We start from the raw sequence: 24,030 nt of genomic DNA, 5'->3' as shown, positions 1-24,030 counted from the left end.
GTCTGAGAATATGTATCTATCTATGAATCCAGTACCTCCACAGCGTGAATATTTTCTTGACTCCATCCGCGCCTGGCTGATGTTGTTGGGGATCCCCTTTCATATCTCGTTGATCTATTCAAGCCATACCTGGCATATCAACAGCGCAGAGCCCTCATGGTGGCTGACCCTGTTTAACGATTTTGTCCACGCATTTCGCATGCAGGTCTTTTTTGTTATTTCCGGTTATTTTTCGTACATGTTATTCCTGCGTTATCCATTAAAACGCTGGTGGAAAGTGCGTGTTGAACGCGTAGGTATTCCTATGCTGACGGCCATTCCTTTACTCACCTTGCCGCAATTTATCATGCTGCAATTTGTCAAAGGAAAAACCGAGAACTGGCACACGCTTTCTTTGTATGAGAAATACAATACGCTGGCCTGGGAATTAATTTCTCATCTGTGGTTTTTATTAGTGCTTGTTGTATTAACAACCCTGAGCATGTGGGCATTCAGCCAAATCAAAAAAAGCGCGGAACGCACAACGAAGCCGTTATTCGCCGCCGTTTCGATGACCAAATTGACGCTTATCTTCTTTATCCTTGGCGTCGGTTACGCCGCGCTGAGACGCGCCATTTTTATCATTTATCCCTCTATTCTTAGCGATGGCATGTTCAATTTCGTCGTCATGCAAACGCTGTTTTATCTCCCTTTCTTTATCCTGGGCGCGCTGGCATTCATCAACCCGGCGCTGAAAGCGCTGTTTACCGTACCGTCACGCGGATGCACGCTGGCTGCGGCGCTCGCCTTCGTTGCCTACCTGCTGAACCAGCGTTATGGCAGCGGCGATGCCTGGATGTATGAAACAGAATACGTCATTACCATGCTGATGGGATTGTGGATGGTTAACGTGGTCTTTTCGCTGGGCCACCGTTTACTTAATTTCCAGTCCGCTCGCGTCACCTATTTTGTGAATGCTTCGCTTTTCATCTATCTGGTGCATCATCCACTAACGCTGTTTTTCGGCGCGTATATTACGCCGCATATTACGTCGAATCTGCTGGGCTTTTTATGCGGGCTGGTCTTTGTTATCGGTATTGCGCTGGTTCTGTATGAACTGCATTTACGGGTTCCCGTACTGAAATTTTTATTTTCGGGCAAACCCGCGGTTAAACGTGATAACAGCAAGGCTGTCGCCAGTTAAGCTATCCGCTGAAGGGCGTTAAAGCAGCCATTCGACGGGCAAGACAGACGCCAGTCGCACCAGAACCCGCTTCCAGAATCCTGTGGCGGGTTCTTTTTTCAGTACCACCTCGTCACGCAGGTGGCGATCAACCCAGTTAATCCTTCCCCAACGATCCAGCCGCAGTTGCCAGGCGTCATCACGCTGGCTCTGCATAAAACGGTTATGAATCAGCGTTGCCAGCGTTTCGCTTTCAATCACAAACCCCATTTCGGTATTGAGTAACGTCGATCGGGGATCGAAATTGAGCGAACCGATAAAAACCTTATTCCCGTCAATGCTGAAGGTCTTCGCATGCAGGCTGGAGCCTGAGTTACCGGTTAAACCACGATCGTGAAGTTCAGCCGCATGCCCGTTAGTGGGTTTAAGCTCATAGAGCTCAATGCCGTAGCGCAGAAGTTTTTTACGCCACCGCGCATAGCCCGCATGGACGACCGCCACATCGTTCGCCGCCAGTGAATTGGTAAGAATCGCGATCCTGACCCCTTTTCTCACCAGTTGCAGCAGTTGCGCGACGCCCGCCCGGGTGGGAACAAAATAGGCGGAAATAATGTCGATACGTTCCGTTGGCGACCCCATCACATCGAACAGGCGTTGCGGCAGAAGCGAATGACGCTGCGCTTTCCCCTCGCCTTTTAAAGGATCGTCGCTGAGCAGACGGGTTTTCGCCCATATCAGCGGTAAAGCGCCGCGATCAAGATGGGACATAAAGTGGCTGGTTTTCAGCTTATGCAAATAGCGGCGCGTAATGTCGTCGTTGTACCAGGAATCCGGTAAGTCAATGCGTCGGGTGATTTCCTGCTCAGACAGCGACAACACTTTTTGCAGCGTTGAAACCGATTTGCAGTGCCAGTAACGTTCAAAATCATCCGCCACGTCTTTTACGACAGGGCCAATCGCCATCACGTCGAGATCGGAAAACAGCGGCTCTTCACCTGCGCCAAAATAGGCATCGCCAATATTCCGCCCGCCGACAATGGTGACTGCGCCATCTGCCGTATAGCTTTTATTATGCATACGCCGATTAAGCCGGGCAAAGTCGGTTAAATACCCCAGCGCACGCAGCATACGAAAAGAGAAAGGATTAAACAGGCGCACTTCGATATTGGGGTGGCTATCCAGCAGTTGCAGCGTATCATCAAGCCCCGGCGTGTTGTTATCATCCAGCAGCAGGCGAACATGAACGCCGCGCTTTGCCGCCGCCAATAATATCGAAAACAGCAGACGCCCGGACATGTCATCCTCCCAGATGTAATACTGCACATCCAGGGTGCGTTCAGCCATTTCTGTTAATCGATAGCGTGCGGCAAAGGCATCCAGGCTGTCATCCAGGGCGAGAATGCCGCATTCGCCGGGATGACGTTCACACAGCGGGGTAACAGCGCGCTCAAGTCGGGTCAACTCACTCATCACCTTGTTGGGTCAGTAATCGCTCGTAAAGTCGGGCAGTTTCTTCATCATAACAGACAAAGTATACCTGCTCAGGTAGCGCGTGGCGGGCAAGAAAATCCGCAACCGTATTGACCGCGATCTCTGCTGCGGCGGGGCGTGGGTAGCCGTAAGCGCCGGTGCTGATCGCCGGAAACGCGACAGACCGGTAGCCATTGGCCAGCACCAGTTGCAAACTGTTGAAATAGGCATCTTCCAGGAGCTGGGATTCGTTGTGATCACCGCCACGCCAGACGGGCCCTACCGTATGGATCACCGCTTTCGCCGGCAGATTGCCTGCCAGAGTAATGACCGCGTGTCCTGTCGGGCACTCGCCCTGCTGCTGCCTGACTTTTTTGCAGGCTTCCAGTAGCGCCGGACCCGCTGCACGATGAATCGCGCCGTCAACGCCACCGCCCCCCAGTAATGAAGCGTTGGCGGCATTAACAATCACATCTACCGTGAGCTGGGTTATGTCGCCATGTTGTACATGAATACGCGATTTCATAGATCCCCCTTACCTTAACCTATAGCCTAAGTGTACAGCAGGGCTTTCAATGAAATCGCGTTTTTTAATCGAACGATTTTATCTCTGACGTGATGCGTTTATTGGTATTCAATACTCATAATCGCCAGACGTTGTTGCGGATCGAGATAGTTGACTCTCACGGATGCAATTTGTCGAAGGCTTTGCGGGGCGGTTGTAACCTGTTGCAGGGTAAAACGGTTAGTTTTCATCTGGCCATTATTCACGCATGTCATGTCAATATTTTGCTGCCGGGCACTGACCTCACAGGGAGGTTCGACAATCTGACCACGAAAATGAATAACGCCGCCGGTAGTGATTTGTTGAGCTGTAACAGAGGAAGAAAAGAGAATGCAGACGCCAAGGCCTGCTCCGAGGATATTTTTCGAACACAACGCAAACATACAATAGCTCCTCAATGATCAATCATACTTGAAGGATCGGAGTTTTCCTTCCACTGCGACGCTCGCGGTGAACGGAAACGACGTTGTTGCCTCTCTATAATTCATAGAACAGTAATCCATCCCCTGCCACAAACAATCACCAAATAAATCAAATGATTAAGATGATTTCTCAGGAGATGGCCATTGCTGCGACAAATGCAACGACTGCCCGTCGGAAACGGTAACGATAATTTTTACCGAGTCCTCCGGGGAAATATTTAAACTGAGTTTCGTTAAATCAATGGGTTGATTAGCGGGCAAAGAAAGGGTTGTTTTCTGCTGTGTACGGCTTTGCCCTCCTTTCCCATCACGAACGGCAAAAATTTGGACTTCGCACACACAGGGTTTGCTGAGCGTAACCTGGGGGACAATGGTGTAAATTTCACCTTGTTGTGTGGTATTAAATGTAATCTGGCTGGAGAGCGCGGCAAGGAGTAATAGCGTATTCATTATATCCTCACGAAAAAAAACAGGGCTTTCGCCCTGTTTATTATGAGTACCCGACCTGAATCAGTACTGGTTAGCCGTGGCGTTGTTGCCGAAGCCGACCTGAGTAACCGATACCTGGGAGTCGGACGCAGTCTGGTTAACCAGCGCGCCGTTGCGGCCACCAAACTGGCTCACAACGATATCAGAGTTTTTGGCATTCCACTGATCGATAGTCGCGCTGTTTCTGTACCCATTCTGGGTCAGGTCAATGCCGCTGTTGTCAGCGCCCTGGCCTACGTCTGCGCCGTTACCATGACCATATTGTTTGATGGACAGATCTGATTTACGAGCATCGCTTTGCAGAGCAAGAGCAGAGTTTGCGCTACCGTACTGGAAAATACTCAGGGTAGATTCAGGGCCGGAATTATTACCGCCATTATTATGACCGCCGCCACCGCCCCACTGCGGAACAACACCTGCCAGAGCACTGCCAGAAACTACGATTGCTGCGAATGCTGCCACTTTTAAAAGTTTCATGGTAAACCCCCATCGGATTGATTTAAAAGTCGTCATGGTATTAACGTTGCGTAACGCGAATAGCCATGCGCGACTGTCTCTGCACTACAACTGCTGTTTTTTGCGTACCGTACTGCGTAATATCTGCTTTATTACCAGAACCTTTCTGAATAATCATTGCAGTATTACCATAAGAGCCTTGCGATATACTTGCATCATTGGCATAACCCGCCTGATCAATATATGCAAGGTTATAAGCTCCTGACTGGTCAATCTTCGCTCGGTTATTTCCGCCTTCTTGTGAAATAACAGATAAAAGTTTTGAGCCGTCCTGGCGTGTTTTTGCACTATTATAAGTGCCCTTTTGACCAATAATGGCTGCCTGATTAAATGAAGACTTGCTTAATTCATTTACCGCAAAATTATATTCCGCATTTGCCAGATCATAACTTGTCGCGGCTGCAATCCCAGGCGCACCCAGTATTGTTAACATCATAAATAACAATTTGTTTTTCATGTTGTCACCCTGGACCTGGTCGTACATTACGTTAATTTAAAAGCGTTTCAATTTGACTGTTAACGCGATTCGTTTTTTGTTAACGCCGCGTTACGATGAAGAGTATGTCCGTGGAAACATTTTAAATAACTCACCCGCGAGTGGTATTTTGATATTCAGCGTCACACCAAAGTGCTAATTCACTGTTGACTCCACTGTTATTTACGAAAAATTTATTTTCTTATCTGTAGCGGGCTAAACATTTCTGCCAGTGAGAGGGAAAAACCGTTTTCTGCATATCATTATGCGTTTCTCCGGGCATCACACTGCATCGCCGTCACAACTCGTGACAAACATCATTTTTTTCTCACTAAAAATGGCCAGGCGGCCATGAGTCGAACGTTTTAAAATTAACTTGTCAGACAAACTCAAAAATAATTTTAAATTATGATTTAAAATCAATAAGTTATTATAATTTGTATGATTTTTTAAATCTATGCAATAACAGCAACATGTACAACTTTTCTATCAAATCTAATCTCTAAAAAATCCACACATTAACATATGAATATATAATTTTACATTTTGTTACAAGTTTAACACTTGCTTTAAGGTTTGTAATGACTAGATTGAAATCAGTTGTAGTCCATCTGTTTTAATATTTTTACCCTTTTTGGGTCGATGTTTTATTTCTACACACAGCAGTGCAACATCTGTCAGTACTTCTGGTGCCTCGTATTTTAGCTGAGGCAGCTGTCAGATGTGCGACTAAAAAAAGTGGGGTTTCATCATGTTTAATGAAGTCCATAGTATTCATGGTCATACATTATTGTTGATCACAAAACCATCTTTGCAGGCCACTGCATTATTGCAGCATTTAAAGCAATCACTGGCTGTTACCGGAAAACTACATAATATTCAACGTTCTCTGGATGATATATCCGCCAGCTGCATTGTTTTACTGGATATGATGGAAGCGGATAAAAAAATCATCCATTACTGGCAAGACAATTTGAGTCGGAAAAACAACAATATCAAGACGTTATTGTTGAACACTCCCGACGACTATCCCTTCCGTGATATTGAAAACTGGCCACATATCAATGGCGTGTTTTACGCAACGGAGGATGAAGAACGTGTCGTTAACGGCTTGCAGGGGATCCTGCGAGGCGAATGCTATTTTTCGCAAAAGCTGGCCAGTTACCTGATCACCCATTCAGGGAACTACCGTTACAACAGCACGGAATCAGCGCTTCTCACTCATCGTGAAAAAGAGATCCTCAATAAACTGCGAATCGGCGCCTCAAACATTGAAATCGCCCGCTCGCTTTTTATCAGCGAGAATACGGTAAAAACACATCTTTATAATCTTTTCAAAAAGATAGCTGTTAAAAACCGTACTCAGGCGGTCTCGTGGGCAAACGATAACCTCAGGCGATAAAGCCATGAAACGCTATCTGACCTGGATTGTGGCAGCAGAATTACTGCTTGCCGCAGGGAATCTTCACGCTGCGGAAGTTGAAGTGGAAGTTCCCGGACTCTTAACTGACCATACCGTCTCATCAGTCGGCCACAATTTTTATCGCGCCTTCAGCGACAAATGGGAAAGTGAGTACACAGGCAATTTGACCATCAATGAAAGACCCAGTGCGCGTTGGGGAAGTTGGATTACGATAACGGTAAATCAGGACGTTATATTCCAGACTTTTTTATTCCCAACGAAAAGAGACTTCGAGCGAACCGTTGACTTCGCGCTGGCGCAAACTGAAGAAGCATTAAATCGTCGGCAAATAGATCAAACGCTATTAAGCACGAGTGATTTAGCGCGCGATGAATTCTAAAATATGATTTAGTCTGGAGGCTGCCATGCGTGTCAAACATGCAGTAGTTATGCTCATGCTTATTTCACCATTAAGTTGGGCCGGAAATATGACATTCCAGTTCCGAAATCCTAATTTTGGTGGAAACCCAAATAACGGCGCATTTTTATTAAATAGCGCTCAGGCACAAAACTCTTATAAGGACCCAAGTTATTACGACGACTTCGGGATTGAAACCCCGTCTGCCCTGGATAACTTTACGCAGGCTATTCAATCGCAAATCCTTGGCGGATTGCTGACGAATATTAACACCGGCAAACCAGGCAGAATGGTGACCAATGATTTTATCATTGATATCGCCAACCGGGATGGGCAACTGCGACTTAATGTCACGGACAGGAAAACCGGGAAAACCTCGACGATTGAAGTGTCAGGTTTGCAAACACAGTCAACCGATTTCTAAGCCCCAGCTACCAAAGGACAATAATCATGCAGCGCTTACTTATTTTGGTTGCAGTATGTTTACTGAGCGGATGCTTAACCGCCCCGCCTAAAGAAGCCGCGAAACCGACATTAATGCCTCGTGCGCAAAGCTATAAAGATTTGACGCACCTGCCGATGCCAACGGGTAAGATTTTTGTCTCGGTTTATAATATTCAGGATGAAACGGGCCAGTTTAAGCCTTATCCGGCGAGTAACTTCTCGACTGCTGTTCCGCAGAGCGCCACCGCGATGCTGGTGACCGCGCTGAAAGACTCCCGCTGGTTTATCCCGCTGGAGCGTCAGGGACTGCAAAACCTGCTGAACGAACGCAAAATTATTCGTGCAGCGCAGGAAAACGGCACGGTGGCTATCAATAACCGAATCCCGCTTCAGTCCCTCACCGCCGCGAATATCATGGTGGAAGGGTCGATTATCGGTTACGAAAGCAACGTGAAGTCAGGCGGGGTCGGTGCGCGGTACTTCGGTATCGGTGCGGATACGCAGTATCAGCTTGACCAGATTGCGGTAAACCTGCGCGTGGTTAACGTCAGCACCGGCGAGATCCTCTCTTCGGTCAATACCAGCAAGACCATCCTTTCCTATGAAGTGCAGGCCGGGGTGTTCCGCTTTATTGATTACCAGCGACTGCTGGAAGGTGAAATCGGCTACACCTCTAATGAACCGGTGATGCTGTGTCTGATGTCAGCGATTGAAACGGGCGTTATCTTCCTGATTAACGACGGGATCGATCGCGGCCTGTGGGATTTGCAGAACAAAGCGGAGCGTCAGAACGACATTCTGGTGAAATACCGCCACATGTCCGTACCGCCGGAATCCTGATATTTCACCAACCGTAGAATGCCCGATGGCGCAGGCTTATCGGGCCTACAGCAGGCAGGATAAGTTTGCGCCATCAGGATTGACATCATATGAACGTGGGGGAAACCTCACGCTTTTTTATTTGCTGACCGCCGTCGGCGAAGAATCTCTTACCCGACGAGACGCCAGCCACAGCCCGCTATTTTTCATCGCATAGCCAAACACGAGTCCCAGCGCCAGCGAAGGCAGAACCAGTCGCCAGTCCCCCTGCCCTGCAAACGTCGCGCATGCGCCGATAAAGGTGCCAGGCACAAAAGAAAGCAACAGCTGCTTCGCCTGAACGCACATCAAAAACGCGACGATTCCCGTCATGACGTAACTGACGATCTCCAGATGCGGAGCCAGCGCGCTGCCGTGAATAATCACCAGCGCCCACACCACGCCGCTCAGGAGCGTACATGCAGAAATCAATAACCCTTTCAGGCCGCCCTGCGGGCAGGCGAAATAGGCCGTACAGCCCAGAAAACCCGCCCAGCTGAGCAGGCCAAAGGAAACGGCCACCCATCCCCAGATACCGGAGAGAATGCCCGTTGTGATTGCAATGGAGATAAGTATGTTCATGCCGCGCATCATAGCAGAAAAGCGGCATACGAATGAGATCACGCACACATTTTATGCAAGACAATTAATCACGTTGCATAACAAAGTGACCATGATCACATTTACTCTTCAGCGCCTTCCTGTAACTCATCCCACATTGCGCCGATCGCATCGCGCGTCAACGGCGCCATCGTACGCCAGAATGGCGTCGCGGCATGGGCTTCCACTTTGCCAAGGAAAGTACCGCACCAGGGAAGCAGGTATTCAATAAACAGCGTTTCCAGCGCTTCGCTCTCATCTTCAGCAGACTGATCCTCCAGCCAGGAGGCGGCCAGCAGCAGCGTACCGATATGGTCGGCAGGGGTATCCGCCAACGGCATACCGCGAGCGGAAAGAAACGCGCGAACATCGGACTCCTTCGCCCCTTCCACCCAAGCGCTGCGATAAGGCGACACGGCGCACTCGTCGCCGACAAACAGCGCATTGTAGTCCGCCGCCAGTTGGGTCATGTCGCAACTTTTCTGCAACCGCGCCAGAAGCTCATCCTGCTCCAACGGCCAGCTTGCCGACAATTTACCCTCGCGGATCAGCGTAAACAGAGGAACCAGCAGAGGGTCCTGCGGTTGGCGGTAATACAGCGATCCCAGCACACGACACAGGATAGAAAACTCATTCATTGATATATTCCAGTTATCAGCAATTAAAGTTCAGCAAACTCCGGGATCGGCGCCATACCGCGCGATTCCAGAAATCTCAGTAAGCGTCCTGGCGAAACGTTTAAAACGCGTTCTTCCGGGAAATCCACTTCATCCAGGATCTTCCGGCATTCGGCAAATTCACCGAGTGTAAACGCAGTATGGGAATCTGACCCTAACGCTACCCATCCGCCAGCGTCACGCACGGCCGCGGCCACCGCGCGGCAATTATCTTCACTGCCTTTGCGCGAATGCAGGAATGACGAGTTATTGATTTCCAGCGCCACCTGGTATTTAGCCGCCGCCTGCGCAATCGCGGTGATATCGACAGGATACTTTGGGTTGCCCGGATGGCTGATAATATGCACATTTCCGCTGGCCATCGCGGCAATCATCGCCTGGGTATTGGTCTCTTTATCGTGCGGCGCGAAAACCGGTTCATGGAAACCGGCGATAATCACATCCAGCGAGTTCAGCATCGGGCCCGTGCAGTCAATCTCGCCATCGATATTCTTGATGTTGGCTTCAATACCGCGAAGAATGCCCACCCCGTCAACCAGACGCGGCCAGATACGCATGTTGATAAAGTGCCAGTGATGCGGAGCATCGGCCATATCCGGGCCGTGATCGGTAATGGCAAAGAGCTTAATACCTTTGCGTTTCGCTTCGGCAATATAATCGTGCAAGGTACTGTATGCGTGGGTGCTGGCGACGGTATGCATATGCAAGTCAACGGGATACATAACTCACTCCTGTAGTCGTTTTCCGACAAGGATAGCAGGTATCGTCGCCATTTATTAGTCGAAACCCGGCGCTAACCGGGTTGTCATCAGTAGCCGCGAACGCGATCGACCTGACCCGTCACGGATTCGCCGCGTTCCAGATGCGTAATGGTGCGCGAAATATAGTCCACGGCTTCCGCCGGGCGGGTGACGGCGGCAATGTGCGGCGTCATCGCCACGCGAGGGTGTTGCCAGAGCGGACTCTCTTTTGGCAACGGCTCGCGGCTGAAAACATCCAGCATCGCCCCTTTGAGTTTTTCGCTATTCAACGCGGCAAGCAGATCGTCCTCATTAACATGCACACCACGCGCCAGGTTAAGCAGGTAAGCTCCATCCCGTAACCGATTGAGCAAGCCGGAATTAATAATGCCCACCGTCTCCGCCGTATTTGGCAGCAGGTTGATCAGCACCCTTGTTTGATTCAGGAATGCGCCTAACTCCTCAGCTCCCGCAAAACTCTCTACGCCAGGCCAGGATTTACGGCTACGGCTCCAGCAGCGAAGCGGGAATCCCCATGCCTGGAGCGCTTCAGCGACTTTGGCGCCCAGCACCCCCGCCCCCATAATACCGACGGTGAATTCATCGCGATCATATTCCGGCAGCGGCTGCCATGTTGACTGGTTTTTCAGCGCCTGATAATCATCGAAGCGGCGGAACCAATGCAGCACCTGGCTCACGGCATACTCCTGCATTTGCAGGCCCATGCCGGTATCTTCCAGGCGGAACAGCGGGATAGAGGCATCCAGCATTTCCGGGTGCGCTTTGAGCTTACTCAGAATGGAATCCACACCTGCGCCAAGCGCAAATACGGCTTTTAGCTTCCGTCCTTCGAGCATCTCCACCGGCGGATGCCACACGAGCGCATAATCCGCAGGTTCGTTATCACCGGGTTTCCATTCACGAATATTCGCGCCGGGAATCGCCTTTGCCAAAGCGTTAAGCCACCAGGCCGTATCGAAGGTCGGGTGATAGAACATTATCTCCATGTTGACTCCTGAGTGTTGTTGTGCGGAATTTACTCGCACTTATTATCATCATTTTCATAGGGATCATCAGCATAACAAATTTAGAGATGCTGGCAAAAAAAGCAGTTTCCGCTTATTTAAACTGCATGTTGATTGAAGTTTGTGTAATTGCACGATTTTTTAGAAAAGGTGATTGACGCCGGGGGCGTATTTCCCTAAATTAGCGCCCGTTCCAGCAACACTGGAACGACAATATGGTGAGGTGTCCGAGTGGCTGAAGGAGCACGCCTGGAAAGTGTGTATACGGCAACGTATCGGGGGTTCGAATCCCCCCCTCACCGCCATATTCAGAAAAAGAGCTCGTACGAAAGTACGGGCTTTTTTTTTGCATGTTGCACGCGCTGTGGGGGGATGAGAACCCACGACCGGGGTTCGACAACTGGCGGCAGCCAGTTGGACAGACCGCGAACGCAGAGAGCGGGCTGCCCGCAGGGCGAGCGAAGCGAGTCAATCCCCCCTCACCGCCATATTCAGAAAAAGAGCTCGTACGAAAGTACGGGCTTTTTTTCGCATATTGCACATGCTATCCGGCTGACAAGAACACCGTAGGCCCGGTAAGCGTTAGCGCCACCGGGCGCCTGCACATCGCCGGATGGCAGCGCAAGCGCCTTATCCGGCCTACAAAAACATCCCAGGACCGGTAAGCGTTAGCACCATCGGGCACCTGCACATCGCCGGATAGCAGCGCAAACGCCTTATCCGGCCTACAAAAACACCCCTGGACCGGTAAGCGTTAGCGCCACCGGGCTCCCGCACATCGCCGGATGGCAGCGCAAGCGCCTTATCCGGCCTACAAAAAACAAAGCCCGGTTTCCCGGGCTATGAGATCTGACGACGCTTCAGTTGTAGGCATGAAGGGTTCGTTGGCACAATGCCGAACGCACGCAGTCGTCTTTATGGAAACGGACAATACCTATCATCTCATCTTCTTCAAAGCGAGCTAACGCATCACTTAACCCTGATTGAACATGAGCCGGTAAATCGCACTGGGTAATGTCGCCATTTACGATAACCGTCACGTTCTCCCCGAGGCGCGTTAAGAACATCTTCATTTGCGCAGCAGTCACATTCTGAGCCTCGTCAAGAATGACGACTGCATTTTCAAATGTACGTCCGCGCATATAGGCGAACGGCGCGATTTCCACCTTACCAATCTCAGGCCGCAGGCAGTATTGCATAAAAGATGCGCCCAGGCGTTTCACCAGCACGTCATAGACGGGCCGGAAATAAGGCGCGAACTTCTCGGATATATCGCCTGGTAAGAAGCCGAGATCTTCATCGGCCTGCAAAACCGGACGGGTAACAATAATCCTGTCTACATCTTTATGTATCAGGGCCTCTGCTGCTTTTGCCGCACTGATCCAGGTTTTTCCACACCCGGCTTCGCCAGTGGCGAAGATCAGTTGTTTACTCTCGATAGCATTCAGGTAGTGCTCCTGAGCCTCATTTCGCGCTACGATTGGTGTGGCGTCACGGCTATCACGCGCCATGCCTATCGCTTCTACGCCGCTCATCTGCACAAGCGAGGTGACCGATTCTTCTTCACGTTGTTTGTGGCTACGCGAATCCCGTCTCAGCACACGTTTTGCTTCACGACGAGCTTTGATCACTGCTTTTTGTCTTCCCATGGATAGCACCTTGAGTTGTTGGTATACATCACACGCGCCGTTGGCGGCACGATTATGCGCACGAACATCTGAGGGTTGGCTTCCTTGTAAGCCATTGCTTGCTTTTTGAAAAGACGCCCTACACGGCTACGCGCACCGAATACGACGTCAGTAACAGGGATAAAAAGAGGAAGTGAGAGGAATTTAGCGGTGACGACAGGGCTACCGGAGGAGAGGCATCCGCATAAGTTATTGCTGTTACTGCGAAAAACGTGTCCAGTACAGGACCTTACCATTCGCGATCTCCATAGTGAAAAGTGTCATCACTGCCGGGAACTACCGCTATTACGTATTAGTACAACATAATTTATCATTAATGCAACAACATATTTACCATGCATTAACCAAAGTTCCCCTTTGCACTGGCAATAGTCTCTTACAGAGATATTACAAAATTATTTCACCTGAACGCTCATAGTAAAAATTAATACTTTCATTCATCGACATACAGAGAAACACACCACAATTCTGAATAAAAAGCCCGCGCATGGCGGGCTATGAAAGTAAACGGACAGCGGTCAGATTACTCTGCCTGTAAACGCGACGGCGGTGCGGAGTGGTAATACGCATCCGCTTTCGCAAAACGTTCTTGCATAGCCGACGACGGCGCTTTACCCAGCAGGCTAAAGACCACAATCCCGATGCTGCCGAAGATGAAGCCAGGGATGATTTCGTACAGATCCAGCCAGCCAAACTGTTTCCAGACAATAACCGTCAGCGCCCCGATAACCATTCCGGCCAGCGCGCCGTTACGGGTCATACGCGACCACATCACCGAGAACAGCACGACCGGGCCAAACGCCGCGCCGAAGCCCGCCCACGCATAGCTCACCAGACCGAGCACGCGGTTTTCAGGGTTAGCAGCCAGCGCGATAGACACCAGCGCAACCACCAGCACCATAATGCGCCCTACCCATACCAGCTCTTTCTGGCTCGCGCCTTTACGCAAGAAGGCTTTGTACAAATCTTCGGTAATCGCGCTGGAGCACACCAGCAGCTGGCAGCTTAACGTCGACATCACCGCCGCGAGAATAGCGGACAGCAGAATACCGGCAATCCACGGGTTGAACAGGATTTGCGCCAGTTCAATGAACACGCGTTCCGAGTTCTGATTCACCGCTCCGGCCAGTGCCGGGTTATTGTTAAAGTAAGCAATGCCGAAGAAGCCGACAGCCACCGCCCCCGCCAGACACAGGATCATCCAGCTCATACTGATGCGACGCGCGTGCACGATGCTGTGGTGAGAATCCGCCGCCATAAAGCGCGCCAGAATATGCGGTTGACCAAAGTAGCCCAGCCCCCAGCCCATCAGGGAGATAATGGCGACAAAGTTCAGCCCCTTGAGCATATCCACATTCTCAATGCTCTTTTGTTTAATCACTTCCAGGGAGTCACCAAAACCGCCGACGCTGATGATTACCATAACAGGCGTCAGAATCAGGGCGAAAATCATCAGGCTGGCCTGGACGGTGTCTGTCCAGCTCACGGCCAGGAAGCCGCCAATAAAGGTATAGATAATGGTGGCTGCCGCCCCCGCCCACAGCGCAGTTTCATAGCTCATGCCAAAGGTGCTTTCAAACAGACGCGCCCCTGCCACAATCCCCGATGCGCAATAAATGGTGAAAAACAGCAGGATAACCAGGGCAGAGATAATGCGCAGAACGCGACTTTTATCTTCAAAACGCCCGGTAAAATAATCCGGCAGAGTCAGGGCGTTATCATTGAATTCAGTGTGGACGCGTAAACGTCCAGCCACCAGTTTCCAGTTAATCCATGCCCCTAACGTCAGACCAATCGCGATCCAGCTTTCAGAAATCCCCGACAGGAAAATCGCCCCCGGCAGACCCATCAGCAGCCAGCCGCTCATATCAGATGCGCCAGCGGATAATGCCGTCACAAACGGCCCAAGGCTGCGGCCGCCGAGAATATAGTCATCAAAGTTTTTGGTCGAACGCCATGCAATAAACCCTATCAATATCATGCCAAAGATATAGACACAAAACGTCACCAACATCGGTGTGCTAATAGCCATCAAAAGTCTCCAGATTTTATGTGCCGGCAATAATAAGAGCTGCCGTTTTATACCCTGCCGGAACGTGGCAATGGTGTTTATGTTTACCAGGGCGACCGTATCCTGCCGGAAGCGGTGGTCATTCACAATCGATTTAACACATCATTTACATCAAATTTTATTCGGGTGGGATACTATTTTTCTCCAGGTTGCACTCTCTCACATTTTTTAAGGTTGCACCTTTCAAAAGTGTTAACTGCCGCAGAGAAAAAGATTTGGTTATTGTTTTTATCCTATCCAGAAGCGTCTCTTCTTTTAACATTTCATTCATTTTTAAGCTTGCAAGGCAGGTCACATTTAACGAGGTTGCACAAAGTTGCAACATAGTGGATATTTCTCGATAACTATCAGCAGCACATATCAGAACAACAGGAGTAGACGGCATGGGAACCACCACGATGGGGGTTAAGCTGGACGACGCGACGCGCGAACGTATTAAAACAGCAGCAACACGAATTGATCGCACCCCACACTGGCTGATCAAACAGGCAATCTTTAATTATCTGGAAAAACTGGAAAGCGACGAGGCGTTACCGGAGTTGCCCGCCCTGCTGGCTGGCGCCGCCAATGAAGGCGATGAGTCAACCGCACAGCAGGAAGAAAACCACCAGCCTTTCCTTGAGTTTGCCGAGCAGATCCTGCCTCAGTCGGTCTCCCGCGCCGCGATTACCGCAGCTTACCGTCGCGCCGAAACCGATGCGGTGCCGATGTTAATGGAGCAGGCGCGTCTGCCGCAGCCGGTGGCCGAGCAGGCCCACAAGCTGGCCTATCAACTGGCGGAGAAACTGCGTAACCAGAAAACGGCCAGCGGTCGCGCCGGGATGGTGCAGGGGCTGTTGCAGGAGTTCTCCCTCTCCTCACAGGAAGGCGTCGCGCTGATGTGCCTTGCGGAAGCGCTGCTGCGTATCCCGGATAAAGCGACGCGTGACGCGCTCATCCGCGACAAAATCAGCAACGGCAACTGGCAGTCGCATATTGGCCGCAGCCCGTCGCTGTTTGTTAATGCCGCCACCTGGGGTCTGTTGTTTACCGGCAAGCTGGTTTCTACCCACAACGAAGCCAGTCTCTCTCGCTCGCTGAACCGGATTATCGGTAAGAGCGGCGAGCCGCTGATCCGCAAAGGCGTGGACATGGCAATGCGCCTGATGGGCGAGCAGTTCGTCACCGGTGAAACCATCGCCGAAGCGCTGGCGAATGCGCGTAAGCTGGAAGACAAAGGCTTCCGCTACTCCTACGATATGTTAGGCGAAGCGGCGCTGACCGCCGCCGATGCGCAGGCTTATATGGTTTCGTATCAGCAGGCTATTCACGCCATTGGCAAAGCGTCTAACGGACGCGGAATTTATGAAGGGCCGGGGATCTCCATCAAGCTTTCCGCCCTGCACCCGCGCTACAGTCGCGCGCAGTATGACCGTGTGATGGAGGAGCTGTATCCGCGCCTGAAATCACTGACGCTGCTGGCGCGTCAGTATGATATCGGCATCAACATCGACGCCGAAGAAGCTGACCGTCTGGAAATCTCCCTCGACCTGCTGGAAAAACTTTGTTTTGAGCCGGAACTGGCTGGCTGGAACGGCATCGGTTTCGTGATTCAGGCTTATCAGAAACGCTGCCCGTTTGTGATTGATTATCTGATTGATCTCGCCACGCGTAGCCGTCGCCGCCTGATGATCCGCCTGGTGAAAGGCGCGTACTGGGACAGTGAAATCAAACGCGCCCAAATGGACGGACTGGAGGGATACCCGGTTTACACCCGCAAGGTCTATACCGACGTTTCTTATCTGGCCTGCGCGAAAAAACTGCTCGCCGTACCGAATCTGATTTACCCGCAGTTTGCGACCCATAACGCCCATACTCTGGCGGCGATTTATCAACTGGCGGGGCAGAACTACTATCCGGGCCAGTATGAATTCCAGTGTCTGCACGGCATGGGCGAACCGCTGTACGAGCAGGTCACCGGTAAAGTGGCGGATGGCAAACTCAACCGTCCGTGTCGTATTTATGCCCCGGTCGGCACGCATGAAACGCTGCTGGCATATCTGGTGCGCCGCCTGCTGGAAAACGGCGCTAACACCTCCTTCGTTAACCGTATTGCCGACGCCACGCTGCCGCTGGATGAACTGGTCGCCGACCCGGTGGAGGCCGTGGAAAAACTGGCGCAGCAAGAAGGGCAAACCGGCTTGCCGCATCCGAAAATCCCGCTGCCTCGCGACCTCTACGGACAAGGCCGGGAAAACTCCGGCGGGTTGGATCTGGCTAACGAACACCGTCTTGCTTCCCTCTCCTCCGCTCTGTTGAACAATGCGCTGCAAAAATGGCAGGCCAAACCGATGCTGGAACAGCCGGTCGCTGACGGAGAGATGACGCCGGTGATCAACCCGGCAGAGCCGAAAGACATCGTCGGCTACGTGCGCGAAGCCAGCGCTGCGGACGTTGAACAAGCGCTGCAAAACGCGGTTAACAACGCCCCTATCTGGTTCGCGACGCCACCGCAGGAACGCGCCGCCATCCTGCAACGCGCGGCGGTATTAATGGAAGGCCAAATGCAGCAGCTGATTGGCATTCTGGTACGCGAAGCCGGGAAAACCTTCAGTAATGCCATTGCAGAAGTACGCGAAGCGGTGGATTTCCTCCACTACTACGCCGGGCAGGTACGCGATGACTTTGATAACGAAACGCATCGTCCTTTAGGCCCGGTCGTCTGTATCAGCCCGTGGAACTTCCCGCTGGCCATCTTCACCGGACAAATTGCCGCTGCGCTGGCGGCGGGCAACAGCGTCCTGGCGAAACCGGCGGAACAAACGCCGCTGATTGCCGCCCAGGGCATCGCCATATTACTGGAAGCCGGTGTTCCGCCGGGCGTAGTGCAGTTGCTGCCCGGCCAGGGTGAAACCGTTGGGGCGCAGTTGACCTCCGACGAGCGCGTACGCGGCGTGATGTTTACCGGCTCGACCGAAGTCGCCAGCTTATTACAGCGTAACATCGCCACCCGTCTGGATGCGCAGGGTCGCCCGATTCCGCTGATTGCGGAAACCGGCGGGATGAACGCCATGATCGTGGACTCCTCCGCCCTTACCGAACAGGTGGTTGTGGATGTGCTGGCATCTGCGTTTGACAGCGCCGGGCAGCGCTGCTCGGCGCTGCGCATACTGTGCTTGCAGGATGATATCGCCGACCACACCCTGAAAATGCTGCGCGGGGCAATGGCGGAATGCCGCATGGGCAATCCGGGCCGTCTGACCACCGACATTGGCCCGGTTATCGATAACGAAGCCAAAACCAATATTGAGCGCCATATTCAGGCGATGCGTACGAAAGGTCGTCCGGTATTCCAGGCCGTACGTGAGAACAGCGATGATGCGCGCGAATGGCAAAGCGGCACCTTTGTTCCGCCAACGCTGATTGAACTGGAAAGTTTTGATGAGCTGCAAAAAGAGATCTTCGGGCCGGTGCTGCATGTGGTGCGTTACACGCGCAACCACCTTCCCGAACTGATTGCGCAGATCAACGCCTCCGGCTACGGTCTGACGCTGGGCGTACATACCCGAATTGACGAGACCATTGCGCAGGTCACCGGTTCAGCACACGCAGGCAACCTGTACGTCAACCGTAATATGGTCGGCGCGGTCGTGGGCGTCCAGCCATTCGGCGGCGAAGGCTTGTCCGGCACCGGGCCGAAAGCGGGCGGTCCGCTCTATCTCTACCGTCTGTTGGCAAATCGCCCGGAAAACGCGTTGGGCATAACGCTTGCCCGTCAGGATGCGGACTACCCGGTAGATGCCCAGCTTAAAGCCGCGCTGACTCAGCCGCTTGACGCGCTGACCGGGTGGGCGACGGATCGCCCGGCTTTGCATACGCTTTGTCAGCAGTTTAGCGAGCTGGCGCAGGCCGGAACCCAGCGTCTGCTGCCTGGCCCTACCGGTGAGCGCAATACCTGGACGTTACTGCCGCGTGAACGCGTATTGTGTCTGGCTGATGACGAGCAGGACGCTCTGGTGCAGGTCGCCGCCGTGACAGCGGTCGGTAGTCTGATTTTGTGGCCGGACGATGCCTTCCATCGCGAACTGGCGAAGCGCCTGCCTGCTGCGGTTTGTGAACGTATTCAGTTTGCGAAAGCGGACACGCTGACTTCGCAGCCGTTCGATGCGGTGATCTTCCACGGCGATTCCGATCAGCTACGGGCGCTGTGCGAGGCGGTAGCCGCCCGTGACGGCGCGATCGTGTCGGTACAGGGCTTTGCCCGTGGTGAAACCAATATCCTGCTGGAGCGTCTGTATATCGAGCGCTCGCTCAGCGTTAACACCGCTGCGGCAGGTGGTAACGCCAGCCTGATGACAATTGGTTAAGGCTGTGGTTAATTAAGGCTTTGGAAAATGCCCGGTGGCGCTACGGCTCACCGGGCCTACAAAACACATTTGTAGGCCGGATCAGGCAAAGCCGCCATCCGGCAATGTTTTAGAGCCAGAGGGAAGTATGAAGCGAATTATATTCACATGCGCTGCGCTGCTACTCAGCGCTCCGGCACTGGCCGATGACTGCGCCAACGCCAGCACGCAAATGGAGATGAACACCTGCGCCGCCGCGCAATTTCAAACCGCCGATAAAAAACTCAATGAGACGTACCAGAATGCGCTAAAACGCGCCGAACCGCCGCAGCGTGACTTGCTGAAAAAAGCGCAAATCGCCTGGATTGCCCTGCGGGACGCCGACTGCGCGCTGGTCAGTTCCGGCACGGAAGGCGGCAGTATACAGCCGATGATCGCCAGCCAGTGCATGACGGACAAAACGGACGAACGCGAAGCGTTTTTAGCTTCGCTGCTGCAATGTGAGGAAGGCGATTTGAGCTGTCCGTTGCCGCCTGCCGGTTAACGTACGCGAATGCCTTCAATAATCATCCGCTGTACGCTTTCGACCGTTTGATTGAAAAAGGCTTCATCACGCAGCGTTGCGCCCGTTACCGCTTCGACCTGAGGCGCAAAATCGGCGTAATGCTGCGTTGAAGCCCAAATCATAAAGATCAGGTGATGCGGATCGACGGGCGCCAGTTTTCCACTGTTTACCCATCCGGCAATCAATGCCGATTTTTCGTCAATCAGCGCCTTCAAATCCCCGGTCAATTCTTCCATCAGCAACGGCGCGCCCGCCAGCATCTCCATGCAAAAAAGCCGGGAAGCCTGCGGATAATCACGGGAGACCTCCAGTTTAAGACGGATGTACTCTTTGATCGCCACCAGCGGCGCGAAATCTTCACGAAAGGCCTTTAACGGCGCCAGCCAGATATCAAGGATTTGCCGCAGTACGGCGACATAAAGCGCCTCTTTCGACGGGTAATAATAGAGCAAATTGGTTTTGGACACTCCCGCCTGCTCAGCCACCTGCTCCAGACGTGAACCATGAATACCGTACTGGGAAAACGTATTTAATGCAGCGGTTAAAATCGCCTGGCGCTTGGCGCTGACGGCTTGTGAACGTTTACCTGTTTTTTTCTCTGCGCGTTGAACCATGCGCCCTCTCCTTGTTTTATTGCCGCCAGGATACCGTGGCAACGGCGCTTTTTTCTTTTTGAACGTCAGGACGCTTAGTTTGCGTCGCCTGCGGCGACACTTCAATCTTACGGACAAAAAAACCGCCGGAGGAACCGGCGGCGGTGGCATCATAACGTTTACCAGCGGCATGCGCTAAACATTATGGCGTTAACTTACAGGCTAGCTGTTACGGTTACCGTGACTGCTTTTGCCCCCTTTTTTGCCTGCTTCTGATGCACGCTGCGGGTCATTCTTAAAGTTGCCCCCGCTGTGCTGGCCACCTTTACGACCTGCTTCTGATGCTCTTTCGCGGTCTTCCGCAAAATTACCGGAACCGCCCCGATGGTTTGCCATTACTGACCTCCGTCATAGATTAGACATCATATTGCATCGGTGTTGAGGAAGATCTCCTCACGCGGCATATGGCAGACGCCACAATTATTGCCACGCGGAACTAAGCTTAGCGAAGTTACCCCGACTGACCAGTAAATCGTAATATTCTGCAATAGGTTCGTCAGGGGGACAGGAATAATCCCCCCAAGAAATCAATAAGCCTCTCTTATGGTTAAAGAAATCCGAACGGCGAAAAATGTATCATTTTGCAACAAAAACGACGCTGATAAATCTTGTTATAAATCAAAGAAATGGTTGTGATATTTGCACTCTCTCCAGGACGTCATATCTTTAAATAGAGGTAGCGAATCGCTACGGACACGGTTAACTCGAGGAGTAGTGCAAAATGGCAAAAATTCTGGTGCTTTATTATTCCATGTACGGACACATCGAAACCATGGCGCATGCGGTGGCGGAAGGGGCAAACAAAGTGGACGGCGCAGAAGTCATTATCAAACGCGTACCGGAAACGATGCAGCCTGAAATCTTCGCAAAGGCCGGAGGTAAAACACAAAACGCACCAGTCGCAACCCCGCAGGAACTGCCTGATTACGACGCCATCATTTTTGGTACGCCGACGCGCTTTGGCAATATGTCAGGCCAGATGCGCACCTTCCTGGACCAGACGGGCGGTTTGTGGGCATCCGGCGCGTTGTATGGAAAACTCGCCAGCGTATTCAGCTCGACAGGCACCGGCGGCGGTCAGGAACAAACCATTACCTCAACCTGGACCACGCTGGCTCACCACGGCATGGTGATTGTCCCTATCGGTTACGCCGCGCAGGAACTGTTTGACGTCTCGCAGGTTCGCGGCGGTACGCCATACGGCGCCACCACAATTGCCGGGGGCGATGGTTCACGCCAGCCAAGCCAGGAAGAACTTTCTATCGCTCGCTATCAGGGTGAATATGTTGCAGGTCTGGCAGTAAAACTCAACGGCTAATCTTCAACAGGAGGATTCGAATGCCAACTCAAGAAGCGAAGGCTCATCACGTCGGCGAATGGGCAAGTCTGCGTAATACATCACCAGAAATAGCCGAAGCCATTTTTGAAGTCGCGAAGTATGACGAGAAACTGGCTGAAAAAATTTGGGAGGAAGGCAGCGACGAAGTGTTGCTTAAAGCCTTTGAGAAGACGGATAAAGATTCGCTATTTTGGGGCGAACAAACCATCGAACGTAAAAATGTCTGACCTTTTCTCCCCCGCCTGCGCGGGGGAGAACCTCTGCTATTTTGCCGCGCTGTTCAACACGTTATCGAACTTATCAAGAGGACAGAAGCCGTTTGCGTCTATCGGGCATCCCGCCAGTTCCAGCGTGACGCGCTGCGCCGGTGATTTCAGCGTCAGGACGTCCGCGTTACGCAACTGCTGCGAGCTCTGATACACATATTCGATTTTCATCAGGTCGCGATTGCCTTTGCTGTCATGCCAGCGCTGGAACACAATCTTGCCGCCAATCGGGGTGCGTTCGTACTGATCGTGCAGCTGGTAAGGTTTGAAATCCAGCGCCGTCAGCAGCGAAGCAATATTCGAGTCATGCCCCACCAGAACGGTAATTTTCGGCGCGCTGCTACGGTCAGTCACCAGCGCTTTATCAATATATTTGACCAACGGTTTGGCGACGTTGCGCGCCACTTCACCCGAGGTAAACAGGCTGTCCTGATACCCGTTCTTCAGCTTTGACAGGACTTTCCACTGCTGATCGGATTTAATCTCGCCCCAGGCGACCTGATCCATCGGGAAGCCTTCGTAGTATTGCAGCGTAAACGCATCCACCAGCGAATTGCCAACTTTCAGCGGCCCCGAAACGCCAGGCTCCTCCTGATACTTCGCGCTAAAGGCGTCTTTGGCTTCGGTCAGCGAACACTGCTGTTTTTCTTTGCAGGACGGTGAATCTTTGTAGTCCGTCATCTGCGCCAGCAGTTGATAGCTGTCGTCAAGCTGCATCTGGCTGCGCTCTTTTTCCATCGCCTGCACCGCTTTCTGGCTAAACGCCGCAGAGTCATCGGTGATCACCGGATTAAACGTTGGGTCCATCGTGCCCATTTTTTCCTGATGATGTACCGGAATGTCGCACCCAGGGAAAGCGCCGGTGATAAAGAATTGTGCCGTCGCAACGGTGCGTTGCAGACTGTTGGCATAGGTATATACCGTGTCCGTCGTCGGGCATTCACCTGACGTGACCATCCCCTGCTCCGCCAGCCATTCTCGCATGTAGTGGCCCATATAAATTTCCAGCACACCACCTTTCGTGGTGAGCTGCCCGCCGGGCACATCCCACTCCGGCCACTGATTCGGCGTGGACTGCTCCAGCACGCTGCCATTATTGGCCAACGGCGCGCGCAAGTTGTGTCGGCTCATCATCAACACTTGTTGCAGTTGATAACCTTCCGGCGTTGTCTGCGCTTGCGCGGCGGACGACAATAAAACAGCCCCTGCCACAGCGGCGGCGAGTATCGATTTTTTCATCCCTACAACCTCTTGTTGTTATCAATCCTCATAGAGTGTGACAGAAATATGACATTTTTCCGGGAACGGTTTCGCAAAACGGGAGATTCCAGAAGATAACCGGCAGGTCAGCGTGTTCCGGTTATTCCGAGATAAAAACCTCATACTTAATATTGCGGGCGCAATAAAAAGTGCCGTCCGTCAGATACAGTTCACGAAATCGCGTGTTATCAGAGATGTTGTCCAGCAGGGAACGCTCCGTATCGACAAATTCTTTTTGCACGCGGTAATGAACGGCGTTCTCCGTTTCAAAAGAGACATATTCCGTGGTGGCGTAGGGCTTATTTTTTGATTTCACGTACACGATATATTGCACGGTACTGGCCGTCAGCCCCGTTTTCGCCGCGATCTCTTTGAGACTCAACGTCTCAGAGGCATAAAGCGCCTGAACCTGCGCTATGCGTCGGTGATTATACGCCGTCACCCGAAGACTTAGTTTCAGCCGATAGGCCATATTCCGCACGGCGGTAATATTGGTGTGAAGCAGTTGCGCTATCTGCTCTGTCGTGAGGATGCCCGCGTTTTCCCGCAGAATCGCAAGGCTTTCGTCGTTCCAGATAAATGCCATTGGGTATCTCTCCG

General features: G+C 52.1%; 26 protein-coding genes, 1 tRNA gene and 1 other RNA gene. 11 read left to right on the top strand and 17 right to left on the bottom strand.

Going from position 1 to position 24,030, the window contains the following annotated elements; genetic code table 11:
• The first annotated feature begins 22 nt into the window (after positions 1-22).
• On the top strand, positions 23-1,183 hold the full coding sequence (gene mdoC / locus OGV67_RS12190) for a glucans biosynthesis protein MdoC (protein WP_012132882.1): 1,161 nt from the start codon (positions 23-25) through the stop codon (positions 1,181-1,183).
• 18 nt (positions 1,184-1,201) lie between these two features.
• Here mdoC and OGV67_RS12185 read toward each other — a convergent pair whose 3' ends face one another.
• The 6 genes from OGV67_RS12185 to csgB all read right to left on the bottom strand — a co-directional run bounded on the left by OGV67_RS12185 (position 1,202) and on the right by csgB (position 5,081).
• Complete coding sequence (locus OGV67_RS12185) at positions 1,202-2,632, bottom strand: phospholipase D family protein (RefSeq protein WP_080975442.1); 1,431 nt, start codon at positions 2,630-2,632, stop codon at positions 1,202-1,204.
• The gene (gene ymdB, locus OGV67_RS12180; RefSeq protein WP_115614868.1) at positions 2,625-3,158 is read right to left on the bottom strand and encodes an O-acetyl-ADP-ribose deacetylase; all 534 of its coding nucleotides are present in this window, start codon (positions 3,156-3,158) and stop codon (positions 2,625-2,627) included. Before ymdB ends, OGV67_RS12185 begins: the two co-directional genes overlap by 8 nt.
• Positions 3,159-3,256: 98 nt before the next feature.
• The gene (locus tag OGV67_RS12175) at positions 3,257-3,580 is read right to left on the bottom strand and encodes a YmdA family protein (RefSeq protein WP_047457582.1); all 324 of its coding nucleotides are present in this window, start codon (positions 3,578-3,580) and stop codon (positions 3,257-3,259) included.
• 156 nt (positions 3,581-3,736) lie between these two features.
• Positions 3,737-4,069 (bottom strand): curli assembly chaperone CsgC, encoded by a 333-nt coding sequence (gene csgC, locus OGV67_RS12170; protein ID WP_024130449.1) that lies wholly within the window; start codon positions 4,067-4,069, stop codon positions 3,737-3,739.
• 60 nt (positions 4,070-4,129) lie between these two features.
• The gene (gene csgA / locus OGV67_RS12165) at positions 4,130-4,585 is read right to left on the bottom strand and encodes a curli major subunit CsgA (protein WP_024130450.1); all 456 of its coding nucleotides are present in this window, start codon (positions 4,583-4,585) and stop codon (positions 4,130-4,132) included.
• A 40-nt stretch (positions 4,586-4,625) separates the two neighbouring features.
• Positions 4,626-5,081: a curli minor subunit CsgB gene (gene csgB / locus OGV67_RS12160; RefSeq protein WP_047457584.1), complete on the bottom strand. Its 456-nt coding sequence runs from the start codon at positions 5,079-5,081 to the stop codon at positions 4,626-4,628.
• 769 nt (positions 5,082-5,850) lie between these two features.
• On the opposite strand from csgB, the gene csgD reads away from it, so the two are divergent.
• Genes csgD through csgG form a run of 4 tightly spaced genes read left to right on the top strand, consistent with a single transcriptional unit; the run spans position 5,851 to position 8,203 of the window.
• Complete coding sequence (gene csgD, locus OGV67_RS12155) at positions 5,851-6,501, top strand: biofilm master transcriptional regulator CsgD (RefSeq protein WP_012132891.1); 651 nt, start codon at positions 5,851-5,853, stop codon at positions 6,499-6,501.
• Between the two features lie 4 nt (positions 6,502-6,505).
• A complete protein-coding gene (csgE, locus tag OGV67_RS12150) occupies positions 6,506-6,901 on the top strand; it encodes a curli production assembly/transport protein CsgE (RefSeq protein WP_012132892.1) in 396 nt (131 codons plus the stop codon).
• A 25-nt stretch (positions 6,902-6,926) separates the two neighbouring features.
• Positions 6,927-7,343, top strand: a complete 417-nt coding sequence (gene csgF, locus OGV67_RS12145; protein WP_012132893.1) for a curli production assembly/transport protein CsgF — start codon at positions 6,927-6,929, stop codon at positions 7,341-7,343.
• Between the two features lie 26 nt (positions 7,344-7,369).
• The gene (gene csgG / locus OGV67_RS12140) at positions 7,370-8,203 is read left to right on the top strand and encodes a curli production assembly/transport protein CsgG (protein ID WP_024130452.1); all 834 of its coding nucleotides are present in this window, start codon (positions 7,370-7,372) and stop codon (positions 8,201-8,203) included.
• A 117-nt stretch (positions 8,204-8,320) separates the two neighbouring features.
• Here csgG and OGV67_RS12135 read toward each other — a convergent pair whose 3' ends face one another.
• The 4 genes from OGV67_RS12135 to ghrA form a co-directional block, all read right to left on the bottom strand.
• Complete coding sequence (locus OGV67_RS12135) at positions 8,321-8,803, bottom strand: DUF1097 domain-containing protein (RefSeq protein WP_065422796.1); 483 nt, start codon at positions 8,801-8,803, stop codon at positions 8,321-8,323.
• Positions 8,804-8,904: 101 nt separating this feature from the next.
• Positions 8,905-9,459: a TorD/DmsD family molecular chaperone gene (locus OGV67_RS12130; protein WP_012132896.1), complete on the bottom strand. Its 555-nt coding sequence runs from the start codon at positions 9,457-9,459 to the stop codon at positions 8,905-8,907.
• Positions 9,460-9,482: 23 nt separating this feature from the next.
• Positions 9,483-10,220 (bottom strand): phosphatase, encoded by a 738-nt coding sequence (locus OGV67_RS12125; protein WP_012132897.1) that lies wholly within the window; start codon positions 10,218-10,220, stop codon positions 9,483-9,485.
• An 86-nt stretch (positions 10,221-10,306) separates the two neighbouring features.
• Positions 10,307-11,245, bottom strand: a complete 939-nt coding sequence (gene ghrA, locus OGV67_RS12120; RefSeq protein WP_115614870.1) for a glyoxylate/hydroxypyruvate reductase GhrA — start codon at positions 11,243-11,245, stop codon at positions 10,307-10,309.
• Positions 11,246-11,480: 235 nt separating this feature from the next.
• On the opposite strand from ghrA, the gene OGV67_RS12115 reads away from it, so the two are divergent.
• Positions 11,481-11,568: transfer RNA gene (locus tag OGV67_RS12115), tRNA-Ser, on the top strand.
• A 47-nt stretch (positions 11,569-11,615) separates the two neighbouring features.
• A non-coding RNA gene (locus OGV67_RS12110) (RtT sRNA) lies at positions 11,616-11,751 on the top strand.
• A gap of 372 nt (positions 11,752-12,123) precedes the next feature.
• On the opposite strand, the gene phoH is transcribed toward OGV67_RS12110, so the two are convergent.
• From phoH to OGV67_RS12095, 3 genes are all read right to left on the bottom strand, one after another.
• Complete coding sequence (gene phoH, locus OGV67_RS12105) at positions 12,124-12,912, bottom strand: phosphate starvation-inducible protein PhoH (protein ID WP_012132901.1); 789 nt, start codon at positions 12,910-12,912, stop codon at positions 12,124-12,126.
• A 562-nt stretch (positions 12,913-13,474) separates the two neighbouring features.
• Positions 13,475-14,983, bottom strand: coding sequence for a sodium/proline symporter PutP (gene putP, locus OGV67_RS12100; protein ID WP_024130454.1), 1,509 nt, complete (start codon positions 14,981-14,983; stop codon positions 13,475-13,477).
• 157 nt (positions 14,984-15,140) lie between these two features.
• A complete protein-coding gene (locus OGV67_RS12095; RefSeq protein ID WP_147294130.1) occupies positions 15,141-15,407 on the bottom strand; it encodes a hypothetical protein in 267 nt (88 codons plus the stop codon).
• On the opposite strand from OGV67_RS12095, the gene putA reads away from it, so the two are divergent.
• The gene (gene putA / locus OGV67_RS12090) at positions 15,406-19,368 is read left to right on the top strand and encodes a trifunctional transcriptional regulator/proline dehydrogenase/L-glutamate gamma-semialdehyde dehydrogenase (protein WP_049011776.1); all 3,963 of its coding nucleotides are present in this window, start codon (positions 15,406-15,408) and stop codon (positions 19,366-19,368) included. The two genes, OGV67_RS12095 and putA, sit on opposite strands and share 2 nt — an antisense overlap.
• 127 nt (positions 19,369-19,495) lie before the next feature.
• Positions 19,496-19,891 carry a lysozyme inhibitor LprI family protein gene (locus OGV67_RS12085; protein ID WP_071258246.1) on the top strand — a complete coding sequence of 132 codons (396 nt, stop codon included), beginning with the start codon at positions 19,496-19,498 and terminating at the stop codon, positions 19,889-19,891.
• On the opposite strand, the gene rutR is transcribed toward OGV67_RS12085, so the two are convergent.
• On the bottom strand, positions 19,888-20,526 hold the full coding sequence (gene rutR, locus OGV67_RS12080; RefSeq protein ID WP_012132906.1) for an HTH-type transcriptional regulator RutR: 639 nt from the start codon (positions 20,524-20,526) through the stop codon (positions 19,888-19,890). The two genes, OGV67_RS12085 and rutR, sit on opposite strands and share 4 nt — an antisense overlap.
• A gap of 201 nt (positions 20,527-20,727) precedes the next feature.
• Complete coding sequence (locus OGV67_RS12075) at positions 20,728-20,901, bottom strand: con-10 family general stress protein (RefSeq protein ID WP_012132907.1); 174 nt, start codon at positions 20,899-20,901, stop codon at positions 20,728-20,730.
• A gap of 385 nt (positions 20,902-21,286) precedes the next feature.
• On the opposite strand from OGV67_RS12075, the gene wrbA reads away from it, so the two are divergent.
• Positions 21,287-21,883 carry an NAD(P)H:quinone oxidoreductase gene (gene wrbA / locus OGV67_RS12070; protein WP_047457630.1) on the top strand — a complete coding sequence of 199 codons (597 nt, stop codon included), beginning with the start codon at positions 21,287-21,289 and terminating at the stop codon, positions 21,881-21,883.
• A gap of 20 nt (positions 21,884-21,903) precedes the next feature.
• Complete coding sequence (locus OGV67_RS12065) at positions 21,904-22,131, top strand: YccJ family protein (RefSeq protein WP_047457633.1); 228 nt, start codon at positions 21,904-21,906, stop codon at positions 22,129-22,131.
• 36 nt (positions 22,132-22,167) lie between these two features.
• On the opposite strand, the gene agp is transcribed toward OGV67_RS12065, so the two are convergent.
• Positions 22,168-23,409 carry a bifunctional glucose-1-phosphatase/inositol phosphatase gene (gene agp, locus OGV67_RS12060; protein WP_115614872.1) on the bottom strand — a complete coding sequence of 414 codons (1,242 nt, stop codon included), beginning with the start codon at positions 23,407-23,409 and terminating at the stop codon, positions 22,168-22,170.
• Positions 23,410-23,530: 121 nt separating this feature from the next.
• The gene (locus tag OGV67_RS12055) at positions 23,531-24,016 is read right to left on the bottom strand and encodes a hypothetical protein (protein WP_000874189.1); all 486 of its coding nucleotides are present in this window, start codon (positions 24,014-24,016) and stop codon (positions 23,531-23,533) included.
• Between the last annotated feature and the right edge of the window lie 14 nt (positions 24,017-24,030).

This window comes from Citrobacter sp. CK188 (assembly GCF_030333525.1).
Classification (GTDB): domain Bacteria; phylum Pseudomonadota; class Gammaproteobacteria; order Enterobacterales; family Enterobacteriaceae; genus Citrobacter_B; species Citrobacter_B koseri.
Note: the sequence above shows the minus strand (reverse complement) of the source record. Positions and strands in the feature narration are given on the sequence as shown.

What these genes read in the sequence shown, in the direction of transcription:
- mdoC (WP_012132882.1), top strand. Translation starts at nt 23, where the DNA reads ATGAATCCAGTACCTCCACAGCGTGAATATTTTCTTGACTCCATCCGC.
- OGV67_RS12185 (WP_080975442.1), bottom strand. Translation starts at nt 2,632, where the DNA reads ATGAGTGAGTTGACCCGACTTGAGCGCGCTGTTACCCCGCTGTGTGAA.
- ymdB (WP_115614868.1), bottom strand. Translation starts at nt 3,158, where the DNA reads ATGAAATCGCGTATTCATGTACAACATGGCGACATAACCCAGCTCACG.
- OGV67_RS12175 (WP_047457582.1), bottom strand. Translation starts at nt 3,580, where the DNA reads ATGTTTGCGTTGTGTTCGAAAAATATCCTCGGAGCAGGCCTTGGCGTC.
- csgC (WP_024130449.1), bottom strand. Translation starts at nt 4,069, where the DNA reads ATGAATACGCTATTACTCCTTGCCGCGCTCTCCAGCCAGATTACATTT.
- csgA (WP_024130450.1), bottom strand. Translation starts at nt 4,585, where the DNA reads ATGAAACTTTTAAAAGTGGCAGCATTCGCAGCAATCGTAGTTTCTGGC.
- csgB (WP_047457584.1), bottom strand. Translation starts at nt 5,081, where the DNA reads ATGAAAAACAAATTGTTATTTATGATGTTAACAATACTGGGTGCGCCT.
- csgD (WP_012132891.1), top strand. Translation starts at nt 5,851, where the DNA reads ATGTTTAATGAAGTCCATAGTATTCATGGTCATACATTATTGTTGATC.
- csgE (WP_012132892.1), top strand. Translation starts at nt 6,506, where the DNA reads ATGAAACGCTATCTGACCTGGATTGTGGCAGCAGAATTACTGCTTGCC.
- csgF (WP_012132893.1), top strand. Translation starts at nt 6,927, where the DNA reads ATGCGTGTCAAACATGCAGTAGTTATGCTCATGCTTATTTCACCATTA.
- csgG (WP_024130452.1), top strand. Translation starts at nt 7,370, where the DNA reads ATGCAGCGCTTACTTATTTTGGTTGCAGTATGTTTACTGAGCGGATGC.
- OGV67_RS12135 (WP_065422796.1), bottom strand. Translation starts at nt 8,803, where the DNA reads ATGAACATACTTATCTCCATTGCAATCACAACGGGCATTCTCTCCGGT.
- OGV67_RS12130 (WP_012132896.1), bottom strand. Translation starts at nt 9,459, where the DNA reads ATGAATGAGTTTTCTATCCTGTGTCGTGTGCTGGGATCGCTGTATTAC.
- OGV67_RS12125 (WP_012132897.1), bottom strand. Translation starts at nt 10,220, where the DNA reads ATGTATCCCGTTGACTTGCATATGCATACCGTCGCCAGCACCCACGCA.
- ghrA (WP_115614870.1), bottom strand. Translation starts at nt 11,245, where the DNA reads ATGGAGATAATGTTCTATCACCCGACCTTCGATACGGCCTGGTGGCTT.
- phoH (WP_012132901.1), bottom strand. Translation starts at nt 12,912, where the DNA reads ATGGGAAGACAAAAAGCAGTGATCAAAGCTCGTCGTGAAGCAAAACGT.
- putP (WP_024130454.1), bottom strand. Translation starts at nt 14,983, where the DNA reads ATGGCTATTAGCACACCGATGTTGGTGACGTTTTGTGTCTATATCTTT.
- putA (WP_049011776.1), top strand. Translation starts at nt 15,406, where the DNA reads ATGGGAACCACCACGATGGGGGTTAAGCTGGACGACGCGACGCGCGAA.
- OGV67_RS12095 (WP_147294130.1), bottom strand. Translation starts at nt 15,407, where the DNA reads ATGCCGTCTACTCCTGTTGTTCTGATATGTGCTGCTGATAGTTATCGA.
- OGV67_RS12085 (WP_071258246.1), top strand. Translation starts at nt 19,496, where the DNA reads ATGAAGCGAATTATATTCACATGCGCTGCGCTGCTACTCAGCGCTCCG.
- rutR (WP_012132906.1), bottom strand. Translation starts at nt 20,526, where the DNA reads ATGGTTCAACGCGCAGAGAAAAAAACAGGTAAACGTTCACAAGCCGTC.
- OGV67_RS12075 (WP_012132907.1), bottom strand. Translation starts at nt 20,901, where the DNA reads ATGGCAAACCATCGGGGCGGTTCCGGTAATTTTGCGGAAGACCGCGAA.
- wrbA (WP_047457630.1), top strand. Translation starts at nt 21,287, where the DNA reads ATGGCAAAAATTCTGGTGCTTTATTATTCCATGTACGGACACATCGAA.
- OGV67_RS12065 (WP_047457633.1), top strand. Translation starts at nt 21,904, where the DNA reads ATGCCAACTCAAGAAGCGAAGGCTCATCACGTCGGCGAATGGGCAAGT.
- agp (WP_115614872.1), bottom strand. Translation starts at nt 23,409, where the DNA reads ATGAAAAAATCGATACTCGCCGCCGCTGTGGCAGGGGCTGTTTTATTG.
- OGV67_RS12055 (WP_000874189.1), bottom strand. Translation starts at nt 24,016, where the DNA reads ATGGCATTTATCTGGAACGACGAAAGCCTTGCGATTCTGCGGGAAAAC.